The organism is Lactobacillus crispatus, from assembly GCF_018987235.1.
GTDB lineage: Bacteria > Bacillota > Bacilli > Lactobacillales > Lactobacillaceae > Lactobacillus > Lactobacillus crispatus.
This window is the reverse complement of sequence record NZ_CP072197.1, coordinates 1,043,749-1,059,408: the sequence shown is the minus strand read 5'-3', so window position 1 is coordinate 1,059,408 and position 15,660 is coordinate 1,043,749. Positions and strand designations below refer to the sequence as shown.

The window sequence follows — 15,660 nt, the reverse complement described above, 5'->3', positions numbered from 1 at the left end:
TAATGATCTATTTATTTCAAAATCTTAATTAAATCGTCTTTACTCATTGTTGCATCAGCAATCTGATCATTTTGAAAAATTATATCAGCTAATTCTGCTTTCTTTTGCTGTAAAGCAATGATTCTCTCTTCAATACTGTCTTCTGTAACCATCTTATAAATCTTAACAGAATGCTTTTGACCAATTCTATGAGCTCGATCCGTCGCCTGTTTTTCTGCGGCCAAGTTCCACCAAGGATCATAATGAATTACAACATCAGCACCAGTCAAGTTAATGCCTGTTCCGCCTGCTTTTAATGAAATCAAAAAGACCCCTGGTTGAGCCATTTGATTAAACTTTTGAACTTGTTCTTGACGCTTAGTTTTAGGTGTTGATCCAGTAATAGTAAATAAAGGTAGTCTTAATCTGGCAAGGTTTTCATGCAAAATATCTAGCATAGCTGTGAACTGTGAAAACAATAAAATTTTATGTCCATTTGCTAGATTATTCTTAATCAACTCAATTGTAGCAATTAATTTATTAGACTTGCCGTGATAGTTTTCATAAAGCAAATGAGGATCACAACAAATTTCACGTAATTTAGTAATCTGAGCCAAAATTTGAAAACGTGATCTCTTAAAGTCTTCATCCCCCTGTCCATTTAATTGAGCGATAATCTTTTGCGTCTGCATATTATACAAATCAGCTTGTTTCTTATTCATTTTAACAGGCACAATTTCTTCATCTTTGTCAGGTAAGTCACGTAGCACATCTTTTTTTAGACGCCGCAAGATAAAGGGTATTACCATATTAGCTAATTGATCTTCTGCCTCTTTATCTTGCTCTTTAACAATCGGTAATTCATACTTTTTCCTAAAGTCAGGATATGAACCTAAAAAACCTGGCATTAAGTAATCAAAAATACTCCATAACTCGCTCAATTTATTTTCAATCGGTGTTCCTGTTAGAGCTAGTTTATGATGCGCTTTAATGACTTTGACTGTCTTGGCGGTAACTGATTGCTGATTCTTAATATTTTGTGCTTCATCAATTACTTCTACATCAAAAATTAGATTTTGATACGCTTCTAGATCTCGATTAAGCGATTGATATGAACTGATTAGCAGATCATACTTTTTAGCATCTAAAAGCAATCTCTCTCGTTCTTTTTTAGTGCCATCTAATAGAGCCACATTAAGGCTAGGTGCGAACTTTTTAACTTCTGCCTGCCAATTATAGATAACAGAAGCAGGCGCAACGATTAAGCTAGGTAACTGATTTTGCATTTTTTCTTTGCGAGCTAAAAGAAGACTAATAATCTGCAAGGTTTTACCTAATCCCATCTCATCAGCAAGTAGCCCGCCAAATTTATAATTAACGATAGTGCTTAGCCAATTAAAACCTATCTTCTGATATGGACGCAAAATATTTTGCAAACTAACTGGTATTTGATTTTGCTTCAACTGATTCTTAGCTAAATCATTAATCAGAGTATTAAAGGATTCATTAGTTGAGAAATGCAGTGCATTAGCAGCTTTCATTTGCTTAGCAAAATAAAAGGCACGATATGCTGGTAAATGTAATTTACCGTGAATGAAATCCTTAAAACTAATACCTAAATCATGCAAAGTTTGTGCCAATTGTTCAATTGTCGGTTGTTCTGCCTTAGCTAGCATTCCATTTTTTAAAACAAAATATTTTCGCTTTTCTTGGTAGGCTTTCAAAGCCGCTTGAATGTCTTCCCAGCTCATCTTTTGATCAGCAAGATCGATATCTAATAATTCATTAGTCAGGTTGATACCTACTCCAACATCCAAATTAATCTTTATTCCCTTTAAAAGTGATCTAAAGTTAGCTGTAATTTGTACTTCGCCTAATCGTTTCAACTCATTGATACCATCATCTAGAAAAGCTTGTACGACATCCGATTCTTCATTGGATAAAACATACCGCCCATGCTGATAATCACTAAAATATGTATTAATGTGCTTCCATGCTGCGGTCTCTTTTTCAACATCGCGTCGGTCCTCTTCAGTATATCCTTGATTTAACTCGTATTGTGCATCCCCATACTGTACTCGAGCCATACATAAAATACTGCCTACACGATAATCTAATTTAAACAAAAAATGGGCCTCTGGTGGCAAAATAGCTTTCAACTCATCAGTACCAGACACTAATATAAACTTTGTTTGCTCAAATTTAGGCAAAATATTATGTGCAAACTTAGCAACGGTCTTTTTACTAAATTGCATTTCAGCACCAGGCTGCAATCCTAAATTATGCAAAGAAGCAGGCGTAAGACCTATATATTTGATCCATACATCTTTGTAATAGCCATAATACGCATGACTCCCAGTAATTATAGTAGAAACTGGAAGATCCTCTACACTAACTAAAGCAGATGACTTTTGAGTTTCAATTTTAATGTTTAAATCTAGTTGATCAGTTGTATATCCTATAGGCTGCTCATTTGAGTACAACTTTACGCCTTGATAAAGTAAATCATTAACTTCATCGGCCACAGAGTTCTCTAGTGTAATGCGACCAACCTGACTACTGTAATTATAATAAAATTCTTCGTTTAGATTACGAGCATCTATAATTTTTTCAATAAAAGATAACCAGTGTTGACTATCAATATCCATTTTAGCCTGATTTATAGGCTCGTTGAAAAATTTACCTAGCTTTAGAGAAGAGCTGTGTCGGGATGCATCTACTAGTTGATTAAGATCTTTAACTTTATAAATATGCTTGTTCTTTCCTAATTTAAACGTCAAACTAGGGATGTTATTATACTTATCAATACTTGCCCGCAAAATAATCGGCTCATCATTTTGGGTAGAAGCGTCACTATAAAATTCAAGTAGATCTTCAGCGGCCTGGTTAGTTAAATCAAATGGATCGTCATCAAGATACTCATTAATAAAGTAAAACAGAGCTAATATTCTAACACTATCTTTTTCAATACGGGAAAAATCACTATCAAATTTAATTGATATAATTTGCCAGCGAGTAAATTGCACAGATAATGTAATTAACTCATTGTCCTCTGTTACTATCTCCCAAAAATATTCATATTTACGCATCTTATCATCAAAATGCCGACAACTACTAATCAACCAGTGATCATTAAGTTCCAGTGCCTGATCATAACTTTTTTTGGTAAATTTCATATTGCCAATCAAATTTAAGGGGTTAAGTACTGGGCTTTTATGTGCGATCATTTGCTTAAGATGTTCAGAAATTAAGTCAGAAAAAGGGACTTTAACGTTATGTTCGTTTTCTACTGCAAGTAAAGCCGCAACCTCGTGTTTACAGCGATGCCCTTTATTAGCCCATGGACAATTACAGTCTAACTCTGAAGCTCGACCATCTAAACGAAGACGACCAGTTACAGTATAAGAACGACCAATTCCGCCTTGAACTTGAGCGGTAAAGTGTTCCTGATCTTGAGCTAATTGAATATTTTCAACCATATCATTGCCATAATATATTTCTCCACGATCAAAAACTCGTTCAGGAAATAATCTATGCCATCTAGCCATTTATATCACGCTCTTTCATAATTATTACTACTTACACTATCATAATTGTTTAGTTGTTAATAATAAATTGTCACAACATTTTTAGTGAGCATTTTATTATTAGAAACTGTCAAATCTTTTGTGTAAATAGATCTTTCTCGTAAATTGATTTTTTAATTATTTATTTAATCAAAGTAGGATTCTAAGGTGTCCTGAACCTGACCAAAGCCTTTATGAATTCGATTGAAATAACGGTCATTGTAGCTCATTGCCTGGATGCCAATAAATGCATCAAGCGACTGTTCAGTTGGAAATTCTGCCTTAGGCTTAGCTTTACGCTTGATGACGTTGTTAAAGGATTCAATCATATTGGTTGAATAAATTGAAGCTCTGATTTGTTTGGGATAATTGTAGAAGACTAGCAGATCGGGCTCAATTTCCTTCAAACCTTTGATGACATGGCTATAAGCTTTATTCCATTTGGCATAGAATTTGTGCAAGACAGCTGCAGCTTCTTTTTTGCTTGTCTGTTGATGTATCTGCTTGAATTCGTTCATGATCTTTTCACGATCGTCGACGCGTACTTTAGCGCAGATATTGCGCATGACATGAACCAGGCAGCGTTGAAAATGAGCTTTAGGATAAGTCCTGGCCAAGGCTGTTTTCATGCCAACAACACCATCAGAAAGAAAAAGCTCAACTTGCTTCAAGCCTCTGGACTTCATGTTTTGAAGCATCTCTGTCCAAACTTCAATGTTCTCACTAGGAGCAATGCAGTAGTCAATGACTTCCTTATGTCCATTAGGTTTAATGCCAATGGCAATATATACTGCTTCACGCTCAAACGTTTCTCGGCGCAAAGGAAGGTATGTCGCATCCAAATAGACACAGAAAAACTTGTCGCTTAGCTTGCGCTTGTGATAAGCCTCAATCTTGGGGAGCATCTGCTTGGAAATATTTGATACTTGAGCTGGACTATAATGACTGCCATACATTTTCTCAATCAAGTCAGCGATTTCTCTGGTAGTTACGCCTTTGGAGTATAGCTTGATAATCGTGCTTTCCAAAACATCAGAGTGCTGCTTGTAGTCAGGCAGCGTGTGCTGATGAAACTGACCGTTGCGGTCTCGAGGCACTTGCACTTCAATTGGTCCAAACTGGGTATCAACCTTGCGGAAATAAGCACCATTTCTAGAATTGCCAGTATTCCAGCCATTTCTGGCATAGGGATCATAGCCTAGAAAGGCAGTCAACTCAGCTTCTAGCAAGTTATTAACAGCCTGTTGTAGCTCTTTGCGCAATAAATCATTTATTTTGTCTGGATTGAATAGAGCTTGAGCAAAATCTTTGGTAAAATCATTCATGAAGGAGTTCTTCTTTCTGTATGTGTTTTTTTGTTCAAACCAATCATACGAGAAAGGAACTCCTTTTTCTAATGTTTAAAGAAATAAATTTAAGGAATCATTCATCCTTACACAAACTATTTTACAGTCTCTATTATTAACAAATCATGCGATGATCTTATAATAAAAGTATAGAAAGTACAGTATTATAATATAGACTTATATAAGTATCAGCTAATGTAAATGAAATACAGAAAGGAAATAAAAATGACTCGGCAATTAAAATTGCTGAAGACTTAAATTGCTATACAGAGCTACTTTCTGGAATTACAAGAAAATTTCAGCAGTTTAGTTATCGTAAGCTTTATTTATATGATATTCAAAAAACAATTCGTATTTTAAAAATCTACCAGGAATGGCTTTTAGCTCAATCAGATCAAAACTTTAGCGAGCTTTATGATAAATTTTTGGGGGGGACAATGTGAAATGGATATTACAGCTGTCTCTCTACTGCTTGTGCCAAACGTACATGATAAGAAGCAGGAAATAGAACGCATAGATCATTTACTCAATCAAATTGGGACATCATATTTACTAAATGACGTTCAAAGTAACGCTGTAGGTTTCGCCATGAACAATGCTATTTATCCGGCTAACCGAGCTGGACTAGAGAAAATTTATCAAAATAGTCAAAGTGAAAATAATATTGAATACAATCATAAACTGCAAAATTTCTTAAGTGTTCATTCAGAGCCTTATCCTGATGCGGATACATTAGTTATTTTCTTTACTAATACTAAATAAAAGACATTGGCCGTATTTACCAATGTCTTTTATCATTTTTCGTTTTCATTAATTCTTAAAGGATATAACCTATCATCATGTTCTGCAGGAGCATCTTCTTCGAGTAACAAATCATGATTAACCAATTCTTTCTTTAGTCGTTTCACCGTATAAGAATTGCAATGCATGTCATCCATTAGCTCTTGATTAGAATAAATAATATACATATTACCGTCAGCATCTACCCATCCATTGGTTTGTGAATCAATCATTCTCATCGTAAGTATCATGTATAGGTATCATGCATCGGGGCTTAACTTCTTATACTTGGGATTATGAAAAAATGCTTGTGGTAGCCCATTTTGCTGTTCCGGGTAGTTTCCGCCCTTTTTAAACTTACGAATATTTGTATACATTTTGACCTCTTCACTTTACATAGCTTTTTCCTTTACATTAATTATAACGTATATTTTTATTAGATAGTAATAATTGGACTTACTAGTAAATTATGCAGGCCATTAAATTAATCAGCAATATTCGCACCTAATGCATTTTTAAAGTGAGCCATTGCCCATTCATCGCCATTTGATGTAAAAGTAGCAACAGCAGAACGTGGAATTGTAATTTCATAGTCTAAATTATATGCCGCAATCGCTGTGTGCAATACACAAATATCAGTACAAACACCAGTTAGTGTCAGGTCATGAATATGGCGTTCACGTAAATAATTATCTAAATTAGTATTTTGAAAAGCTGAATAACGATTTTTATCCATTAATAAAACATGATCATTATCTTTGTTTTCTAAATACCATTTACCCGTTTGACCATATACTTCACGGCCAGCAGTTCCAATAATATTATGCGGTGGATATAATTTAGTTTCAGGGTGATATGGATCATTTTTCAAGTGCGCGTCCATCGGGAAAATCACCCAATCTTTATTTTGTAGAAACTGTTTACACAGTTCTGTAATACGTTGATCAATTGCTTGAGCAGGCTTGCCACAAGTAAGAGCTCCATCATCAGCTACAAAGTCTTTACTATAGTCGATAACTAATAACGCTTTTGCCATTATTTTCTCCTTTATAAAATAATATTTAAAATACGCGTGGTGCTAGTTAAATCGTTTTAGTTAATAAAAAAGTCCAATCTTGTTAGACTCGACTTGTAAATAGTAATAATAGAAAAGAGTCTGATCTGATTGAACTGCCTTAAGCTTAAGCGTTTTAGCCACCATTTACAAGTTAGTTTTAAAGATTTAGTGATAATTTGTCGGCACTGGTATCGTTTGTATGCACCGGCTGAGTTTACTCATCGGCGAAATATTGATCAAATTAAAACTACGGACAGTCTGATTTTGGCTTTACTTATCTGGCAAGCTAAGACAGGAATTGAATCACAAAGAAGATTCTGTGAATGTTTCAATTGTTTATCACACTCACGTTTTAATCGGCGTTCACGTCAGCTATTGCAATTGATTTATCAGATACGGCAAGAAATGAATAAAAAGGTTGACCTGAATGGACATTTCTTGATCATTGACAGCTTTCCGGTACCTGTTTGCCAACCAATTCGCAACTATCGTGCTAAAATTTTTCGCGGTTATGCCAACATTGGTTATAAGGCCACCAAGAAAATTTACTTCTATGGTTTCAAAGTTCATGCCATTGTTAGCGATGACGGTTACATTCTTGATTATGTCGTAACAAAAGCATCAGTTCATGATGCCAAGGAGACAGTTGAACTGATGGAAAATGCACATCCATCTAATTACTATCTTCTTGGCGACGAAGGCTATTTAGGCAAAGAACTGCATCAACAGCTAAAACAAATGGGTTATGAACTTTGGACACCATATCGTAAAAATATGACAGGAGCTAAAAAGCACAATGATCATCAATTGATGGCTATTCGCAGAACAATTGAAAGCGACTTTTCGCTTCTGACCTATTACAATGCCGAGAACAATCGAGCACGTAGTCTGATAGGCTTTCAAAGCCGGTTGGAAATTGCAATTTTAGCTTATAATTTGGCTTATTGTCTAGAACGATTTAACTAGCACCACGCGTTTTAAAATATACATAATTAAATTAATTATTGCTAAAATTACTATTGATATAATGAATACCAAATAAATCCAGACAGTAATATTAACTAAAAACGGTAATAATGCAGCGTGAAAGCCTAGAAAAGAAACTAAGAGAAGCATGATAAAGGTTATACCAATTAATCCTAAAAAAGCATATTTGCCACTACTTATATCAGCCTCGCTTAAATCGAATCCACCAAAACATAGACTGATTACTAGCAATAAAGCAACAATTGAGTGCCATATTGAATCAAAATTAAGCTGAAATAATTCAAAAATATAAATCCAACTATGAGTTAAGAAATTCCAGTTAGGTGCATTACCATTACTTAATAACTGAGTAGTAAGCTGATTCTGAACCAATGAAATAGGTGCATTCAATGTACGCATGATTATGTAAATCAGCAAGGTGCATCCTAATACAGGTGCAATGCCAATAAAAGCATTACCCACCTTTTGATAAGTAGATGTAGGAGACCAAGTATGTTTAACATAGCCAAGTGACATATCATTGGTATTACTAGGGATGCGCAATAAACTAACCGCATTAATATGATGACCAAAAATTATAGCCATAATCAAATGACTAAGTTCATGAACAATAATTCCTAATCCGCCAGCAATAATTTGACTATTAAAACCAAATGTATTTACCAATTTTTGGTTAGCTTCATGGCTTAATTGTCGTAATGCTAATACAAATAAAGCCGGAACGAGTAACATGAAAAAAGTCCCATTAAGGGCATAAAGAATATGTTTCATCTCTGATTTAAATTTGTTTTACATATTGAGTCAATAATGTTAATGCCGCAAAAAGCTGATCAATTACGCCATCAGTTGCACTGAAATCAGTTTTAACAAACTGAATAACCCAATTATTTTTAATTGGAATTAAACGAACAACTTCATCTTGACCATAATTAAGCCGTAAACTATTGGCTAAAATCACTTCACGATAACGATGTCCATCACTTCCTAGCCACTGTGTTGTTTGATCAGTACTTTGCTTAATTAGGCTATAAGCTTTGGATATTTTTCGCAACTTATTACGCAGATCAAACCAGGACTTTATTTCTACTAACTCACTATTTTTAACATATTCAGATAATTGCATGCCTTCTTGACTTTGCGCAATTCTTTCTAATGTAGTTAAGGCAATCGCCATAGATTTGAGCGAATCAATTGAAAGTTGCGGCATTAAAATTTGGATTAGCCAATTGTGACTGAATTCATCAGGTGGATACAGTCGACTAACTTCAAGATTATTTTCAAAAAATACACGATATGTATTCTTACTTAGGCTTTCATATTCTTTTTCATCATCTTGAGTGCGATACGTCAAAATGACATTATGTTTAATTTTTCGAATGGCAAAATTATCGTCTGATGAAAAAATTGTACTTTCAAATTCTGTAAAATCTGTCATTAAATTCTATCTTTCGTCTATAATTTTATTTATCGTGTTTACTAAAATACGCGTGGTGCTAGTTAAATCTTTCTAGACAATAAGCCAAATTATAAGCTAAAATTGCAATTTCCAACCGGCTTTGAAAGCCTATCAGACTACGTGCTCGATTGTTCTCGGCATTGTAATAGGTCAGAAGCGAAAAGTCGCTTTCAATTGTTCTGCGAATAGCCATCAATTGATGATCATTGTGCTTTTTAGCTCCTGTCATATTTTTACGATATGGTGTCCAAAGTTCATAACCCATTTGTTTTAGCTGTTGATGCAGTTCTTTGCCTAAATAGCCTTCGTCGCCAAGAAGATAGTAATTAGATGGATGTGCATTTTCCATCAGTTCAACTGTCTCCTTGGCATCATGAACTGATGCTTTTGTTACGACATAATCAAGAATGTAACCGTCATCGCTAACAATGGCATGAACTTTGAAACCATAGAAGTAAATTTTCTTGGTGGCCTTATAACCAATGTTGGCATAACCGCGAAAAATTTTAGCACGATAGTTGCGAATTGGTTGGCAAACAGGTACCGGAAAGCTGTCAATGATCAAGAAATGTCCATTCAGGTCAACCTTTTTATTCATTTCTTGCCGTATCTGATAAATCAATTGCAATAGCTGACGTGAACGCCGATTAAAACGTGAGTGTGATAAACAATTGAAACATTCACAGAATCTTCTTTGTGATTCAATTCCTGTCTTAGCTTGCCAGATAAGTAAAGCCAAAATCAGACTGTCCGTAGTTTTAATTTGATCAATATTTCGCCGATGAGTAAACTCAGCCGGTGCATACAAACGATACCAGTGCCGACAAATTATCACTAAATCTTTAAAACTAACTTGTAAATGGTGGCTAAAACGCTTAAGCTTAAGGCAGTTCAATCAGATCAGACTCTTTTCTATTATTACTATTTACAAGTCGAGTCTAACAAGATTGGACTTTTTTATTAACTAAAACGATTTAACTAGCACCACGCGTACTAAAATATATTGCTCTACGCTTTTTTAAACTAGCAATAACCTTATCAATGTCTTCATCAGACATTCCCCTGCGTTTGGCATTGCTTCGCCATTGTAATTCACTGATTGGAACACAACTAACAGTATTCAAATTCATCCATATCCAGAGCGATAATAAACTACCTGCAAGACCTACTAGCACAAATGTACCAGTAATAAAAGTTAAAGATCCTACGAAATGTGATACGCTCCAAAGCCAACCGAACAAGGTTATGATATATAAAATAGGCAAAATGGCTGGACGATGATTTTTTCCATATTCAGCATTCGGGCCAAAGAAAGTTTGCCAATAACGAGGTATTGAGCGATTAATTACTAAATTTGCTAATGCTAATAGTAAGCAAATTAGTACAGAAACATTAGACTTAATTAATAAAATACTAATAGCTGACAGAATGATTACATAAAATGTAGCAAAATTAGTAGAAAAGAAAACTCAACGTCGAAATTTAGCACCATTGCCAATGATTATTGCTTGCTTAGGATTTAATGTTGTCTGGAAAAACATTTTATCAGTTGAGACAGTTTTTCGATTAAAGATATCAAAGTGCATCTAATTCTCCTTACAAGCTTAATTTTACTACATTTCTAGCTATGACTTAAATTTCAAAAATAAAAGCGGCTTACATCTCGTAAGTCACTTCCGTTAACTAATTTTCAAACCAATTCCAATCATCGCCAACCACGTCAACTTTAGCATCATCGGCAGCTGCTGATCTGATTTTTTCTGCTTGAGTTGGGCGTTCAATTGTGAAGCCATTGTTAGAATCTTTTTCAACCATGCCTTCAAATTCAACTACATCGCCCCTCTTCAAATCAAGGTCTTTGAAAGTTTTCAAGTAATGCAGTGCTAACTGCTTAACAATTGGATTGCCACCAGCACCTGCAATACGCAAATCCTTAAAAATAGCTAAGCGATCGTTTAATCTATCAAAAGTACCACTAAATTTATGACGCTTACCATCGTCGTATGGTTCAAGTTTTTCATTGTAAATATCTACAGACATATGTACATAATCTTCTTTCTACCTCTCTAATATAACATTGATTTTGATAAAATAAAGAGGCTAGATAAATAAAAATCACTCTTTAATCCGATTTTAACGTATACTTTTAACTGTAACTTAGGAGAGAAAATGAGCATTTATTATCAATTTGGAATTATTATAGGCTTGGTTCTGTTGGCTTTCGCCATTCACATCGCAATGAAACAACATAAAACTACCTTTCCATTCAACATTGTCAACTTAGGAATTGCATTCATAATCTCAACATTAGCAATTTATATTATTGTAGCCTGTCTAGGAGCAATTCAACCGCAAAACTGGTACACCAATAATGCATTATGGAAATTTTTAATAGCTAGTTAATCATAATTGAGAAAATCTAAAAAAGATTTTCTCTTTTTTATTAAAATACAATTTTATTTTTTTATTAATTGATTAATCACTCTATCTTGTGTAATTTGATACAAGTTTAGTGTGATAAATGTATTTCGTTTTTTCATATAAAAAAACAACCTCAGAGAAATTATATATCAAAAGGTTATACAAGATTGGTATAAATATAAAAGTAATATAAATTGAAATGAATTCATATTATAATTTTCACAATCTTAGTCATTAAAAATAACATTATTCAGTTTAAAAACCTGAAGTATATGGACTTTTTGATAAAAGCTATTATCTATGCTTGACTTTACTTCACAAAGATAAGACAATGACTGTGCAATATATGAAAGCGGATACACTATAAATGGTATATCTATTTTTGAAAGCATGGGGAAAATAATGGATAGTTTATTATTTACAACATATGACCAAAATAAAATTAATGAATTACAAGATAAACTTAACCAGCTTAGTCTTCCTATCAAAGTAGTTGGTTTAGCTGAAGTAGATTATGCACCACAAAAGTCATATTCTGAGGCAACATTTTTAAGTAATGCTAGAGCTACAGCACATCGTTTAGCTGAATTTACCAATTTGCCTACATTATCAGAAAGCTCAGGTCTAAGTGTTGATTATCTACTTAACTCTTTAGGAATCTTGCCTTACCACCATAATGGTCAAGATGATAAAGCTAAATTATTAGGCTATTTAGGTGGAGTTTCTAGTGAAAAAAGGACAGCTAGCTACTACACTACCTTTGTCTTTACTTGGCCAGGTCAAGAAAGCAATGATATTGTTAGTGCTGGTAGAATCAGTGGATTAATTGCTAAGTATCCACATGGTAGCAGTAACTATGGTTACGATGCTTTATTCGTAGTTCCAGAACTAGGAAAAACCTTTGCAGAAATGAATCTCAATGAGAGAAACTCAATTTCGCACCGCAATAATACATTAAATAAGTTATTGTGTGATTTACCCGATTGGTGGGATGCTCAAAAATCTGCTCAGGCAATTAATAACTAGCTCACTTTGAAAATTAAACTGGTTAAATAATATCTACTTACTTAATTCAATAACTTCTTAATACTCATAAATAAATCCTAAAAAAGGTAGGTCAAAATTGACCTACCTTTTTGTTTAAGCTTTACATAATTAAAAATATTTTTATAAATCTTGATCAGTCTTGGTCAAATCACTACGATCTGAAATCCAAACATATAGCGGCAAATTAATCTTACCTTTTTCATCGATTGCATCAACGACTTTTTCAATCAAAAATTCTTGCCATTTCTCTGCAGGTTGCATCCCTGGGTGACCCAATTGTGGTACCAACCATCCATTTGCTAATGGCTTACCTGTAGTCAAATCTACAATCATGCCGACAGTATAATTATAAAAATCAAAACTACCTTCAACTACAATCCAATTACTACTATTCATCAATTCAGATTGCAGCTTAGTTAACATTTCCGGCGGAATCTTTCCTTCTGTAACCATCATTCTGCCCTTAATTGGACCATTTTTCTTTTCGAAGTCTTGCAAAACACCTTTCATAAAAAGCTTTTGCCCTAATTGATCAAATTTTGTTTCATCTTTTAACATAATCATGTCCGCTTTCTTTAGAATCAGTATCCATTATACTAAAATTTGTTTAGTATCGTATCTTCACTTGTAAATTAGAGTGATCACTTGTGTCGTACAGCGTCTTTAGATATAACCGATACTCAGGATGGTGCTTAATCAAAACTTGATATTCTTTAGAAGCATGGATTTTATTCAACTCGCTAGCCTTTATATGATTATGACCATTAAAGAAATGATAGTTCATCCAGCCAAACAAATTCCCCATCGCCCTAACTAACTCGATGTCTTCGTGATACTGATTTAATTCACTTTGCATCATATCCGCAGAAATACTACCAAGCTGTAGATCTTTTAAATACTTATGATAATGAACTAAAGTATAATTTTCCTTTTCCTCATCCGTTAAATATCTTGTCATATCAAAATTACGCCGCACATATGTAATGTGCCGTGAATGAACTCGCACTACTCCATAGCCTTGATCATTAGAACAAAAACTTGATGTAACGATCTCAGTTGTAGGCGTCATGTCTTGTGGTCCCATAATATTTTGAGCATGAATATGACCAGAAAAAGCTAATTTCACGTTGTAACGCGCACACAAACGTCGTAGCTCAACAGCGTCATCAACTACATAGCCTTTGTTAACTGCTGGATTATGTGCATATAAATTATGATGCATAAATAAAACCGGACGTAACTGATGTTCCTGCGCATAACGAAATTGTTTTTCAATCCATTTTAATTGTACTTTTCCAATTTCGCCGTGAGTGTGCGGTGCTTCTGTTGTCTCTTCTTTTCCATAAATATTTGAATCCGCTAAAACTAAAAGATATTGCGGATTCAGTTGGACACTGTAAGCCAATGAATTATCGTCTTCATCTAAGGCCTCACGATATGATTTATCAAAGATCGAGCGCCAAAACATTGGGCTAATTTCACCAGCATAGAACTGTTTTTTACCACGAAATTCTCTAGCCCACCCATCAAAAATGTCGTGATTTCCAGGTAAAACTAACACTTTAGTTTCTTTCAACGGCTTAAAAATTTGAGCAAATTTCTCAGCAGAAACTCGTTCACCGTTAAATGTCACATCACCAGTTACAATAATTGCGGCAGGCTTTTTTCTTTGTGCCATTCGCATAAAAGCAGAAAGGGCTATTTCTTGATAATACAAATCCTTACCTTGACTAGTTTTTTGCATGCGTGAAAAGGCTTGTCCTTCATCATGTAAACTATCTGCGATTAGGTGCGTATCCGAGATCACCCAAAATTCTGTGTTAAGCTCTTTTGTAATCATTTCTTACCTTCTGTTAGCCCAATACTGATAGAAATCAACCCGCAAATTTCCGTTAAATAGTTTGCGCTTCTTAGTAGACTTTGCACCAAAACATTTTTCAAAGTTAGGATCTGCAGTTAAGTAATACTGACTGAACGAACTAAGCGGTCTAAGTACTTCTCCCATTTGGCGATACAGTTCTTCTGCCGACTCACGATCCTTCAATCGCTTACCATAAGGTGGGTTCGCAATTATAATTCCATTTTCTAGATCAGTAGTAAAGTCTTTAACTGCGATTTGTTTAAAGCGAATATCTTGCAATACACCTGCATTGTGAGCATTTAATTTAGCTACTTCAAGAACAGACTGATCAATATCACTAGCCCAAATCGGTGCTTCAAGCGGCTTAACTTCACTCTTAGCCTTTGCTAATACTTCATTATGTAGTTTAGGGTTAAACCAGTCAAAACCATCAAAGGCAAATTTACGCCAGGTTCCTGGTGCTATATTTTTAGCAATTAATGCTGCCTCAATAGCTAAAGTTCCTGAACCAGTCATAGGATCAATTAAGGGGTGAGTACCATTATATGGAGTTAGTTTTAATAGCCCGGCCGCAAAGTTTTCTTTCATAGGGGCTCCACCATGCTCTACTCGATAGCCACGTTTAAACAAACTAGCGCCTGTAGTATCTAGCGAAATTCGAGCTACATTTTTATAAATATGAATATCTAAGGGATATTCATTACCAGTTTCTGGCAAAAAGCCACGACGATGGTACTGGTCAACCATCTTATTAACAATTGCCTTTTTTACAATTGACTGTACATCTGGTTCAGAGTGCAATTTGGATTTTACAGCTCTACCTTGAACAGGAAACTTAGCGTCAACAGGCAATAATTCGGCCCAATCAAAATCATAAATCTCATTAAATAAGGTATCAAAATCTGTTGCTCTAAACTCTTTTAGCAAAATTTTAATTCGGTCAGCTGTTCTCAGCCAAAGATTAGTTCTAACTATATCTTCTTGACCACCCTTAAAAAAGACACGACCATTTTCAACATGGGTCTTATACCCCATAGACTGTAATTCTTTATTAACGACACTTTCAAAACCAGCGCCCATAGTTGCGTAAAGTTGGTATTCTTTCATTGTTACTCTTTCATTTTCAAAATAAAAAAGAGCTGGACCTAAAAGCCCAACTC

The 15,660-nt window shown here is 34.6% G+C and carries 16 protein-coding genes; 4 read left to right on the top strand and 12 right to left on the bottom strand.

The genetic code is table 11. The annotated features are described in order from the left end of the window. Positions 1–11: 11 nt before the first annotated feature. Positions 12–3,527, bottom strand: coding sequence for a DEAD/DEAH box helicase (locus J6L97_RS05155; protein WP_057726940.1), 3,516 nt, complete (start codon positions 3,525–3,527; stop codon positions 12–14). A 164-nt stretch (positions 3,528–3,691) separates the two neighbouring features. Beyond that, a complete protein-coding gene (locus J6L97_RS05150; RefSeq protein ID WP_005728142.1) occupies positions 3,692–4,870 on the bottom strand; it encodes an IS256 family transposase in 1,179 nt (392 codons plus the stop codon). 465 nt (positions 4,871–5,335) lie between these two features. Between J6L97_RS05150 and J6L97_RS11085 the strand changes: the two genes are divergently transcribed. Continuing rightward, positions 5,336–5,653: a hypothetical protein gene (locus J6L97_RS11085; protein ID WP_223876403.1), complete on the top strand. Its 318-nt coding sequence runs from the start codon at positions 5,336–5,338 to the stop codon at positions 5,651–5,653. A 32-nt stretch (positions 5,654–5,685) separates the two neighbouring features. On the opposite strand, the gene J6L97_RS05140 is transcribed toward J6L97_RS11085, so the two are convergent. Beyond that, positions 5,686–5,922, bottom strand: a complete 237-nt coding sequence (locus tag J6L97_RS05140; RefSeq protein WP_005719662.1) for a replication initiator protein A — start codon at positions 5,920–5,922, stop codon at positions 5,686–5,688. A gap of 233 nt (positions 5,923–6,155) precedes the next feature. Then, complete coding sequence (locus tag J6L97_RS05135) at positions 6,156–6,707, bottom strand: cysteine hydrolase family protein (RefSeq protein WP_057727074.1); 552 nt, start codon at positions 6,705–6,707, stop codon at positions 6,156–6,158. A gap of 129 nt (positions 6,708–6,836) precedes the next feature. On the opposite strand from J6L97_RS05135, the gene J6L97_RS05130 reads away from it, so the two are divergent. Further along, positions 6,837–7,694 carry an IS982 family transposase gene (locus J6L97_RS05130; protein ID WP_118992340.1) on the top strand — a complete coding sequence of 286 codons (858 nt, stop codon included), beginning with the start codon at positions 6,837–6,839 and terminating at the stop codon, positions 7,692–7,694. Here J6L97_RS05130 and J6L97_RS05125 read toward each other — a convergent pair. The 5 genes from J6L97_RS05125 to J6L97_RS05105 all read right to left on the bottom strand — a co-directional run bounded on the left by J6L97_RS05125 (position 7,677) and on the right by J6L97_RS05105 (position 11,211). Then, positions 7,677–8,447 (bottom strand): hypothetical protein, encoded by a 771-nt coding sequence (locus J6L97_RS05125; RefSeq protein WP_057727077.1) that lies wholly within the window; start codon positions 8,445–8,447, stop codon positions 7,677–7,679. The two genes, J6L97_RS05130 and J6L97_RS05125, sit on opposite strands and share 18 nt — an antisense overlap. 46 nt (positions 8,448–8,493) lie before the next feature. Then, entirely contained in the window at positions 8,494–9,150 is a 657-nt protein-coding gene (locus J6L97_RS05120; protein WP_013086396.1) for a hypothetical protein, read from the bottom strand. Between the two features lie 58 nt (positions 9,151–9,208). Then, positions 9,209–10,066, bottom strand: coding sequence for an IS982 family transposase (locus J6L97_RS05115; protein ID WP_118992340.1), 858 nt, complete (start codon positions 10,064–10,066; stop codon positions 9,209–9,211). A gap of 79 nt (positions 10,067–10,145) precedes the next feature. Beyond that, entirely contained in the window at positions 10,146–10,301 is a 156-nt protein-coding gene (locus J6L97_RS11080) for a hypothetical protein (RefSeq protein ID WP_223876342.1), read from the bottom strand. A gap of 553 nt (positions 10,302–10,854) precedes the next feature. Continuing rightward, positions 10,855–11,211, bottom strand: coding sequence for a hypothetical protein (locus J6L97_RS05105; protein WP_005719668.1), 357 nt, complete (start codon positions 11,209–11,211; stop codon positions 10,855–10,857). Between the two features lie 129 nt (positions 11,212–11,340). On the opposite strand from J6L97_RS05105, the gene J6L97_RS05100 reads away from it, so the two are divergent. Together J6L97_RS05100 and J6L97_RS05095 are read left to right on the top strand one after the other, a co-directional pair. Continuing rightward, positions 11,341–11,574 carry a hypothetical protein gene (locus J6L97_RS05100; protein ID WP_005719669.1) on the top strand — a complete coding sequence of 78 codons (234 nt, stop codon included), beginning with the start codon at positions 11,341–11,343 and terminating at the stop codon, positions 11,572–11,574. 420 nt (positions 11,575–11,994) lie between these two features. Next, positions 11,995–12,618, top strand: coding sequence for a non-canonical purine NTP pyrophosphatase (locus tag J6L97_RS05095; protein ID WP_005722384.1), 624 nt, complete (start codon positions 11,995–11,997; stop codon positions 12,616–12,618). Positions 12,619–12,759: 141 nt separating this feature from the next. Here the strand turns inward: J6L97_RS05095 and J6L97_RS05090 are convergent, their stop codons facing one another. The 3 genes from J6L97_RS05090 to J6L97_RS05080 are packed head-to-tail and all read right to left on the bottom strand — an operon-like array spanning position 12,760 to position 15,607. Continuing rightward, positions 12,760–13,197, bottom strand: a complete 438-nt coding sequence (locus J6L97_RS05090) for a hypothetical protein (protein ID WP_005726999.1) — start codon at positions 13,195–13,197, stop codon at positions 12,760–12,762. Positions 13,198–13,246: 49 nt separating this feature from the next. Further along, positions 13,247–14,479 (bottom strand): metallophosphoesterase, encoded by a 1,233-nt coding sequence (locus J6L97_RS05085; protein WP_005722382.1) that lies wholly within the window; start codon positions 14,477–14,479, stop codon positions 13,247–13,249. A gap of 3 nt (positions 14,480–14,482) precedes the next feature. Further along, a complete protein-coding gene (locus J6L97_RS05080) occupies positions 14,483–15,607 on the bottom strand; it encodes a THUMP domain-containing class I SAM-dependent RNA methyltransferase (RefSeq protein WP_057726658.1) in 1,125 nt (374 codons plus the stop codon). Positions 15,608–15,660: the final 53 nt, after the last annotated feature.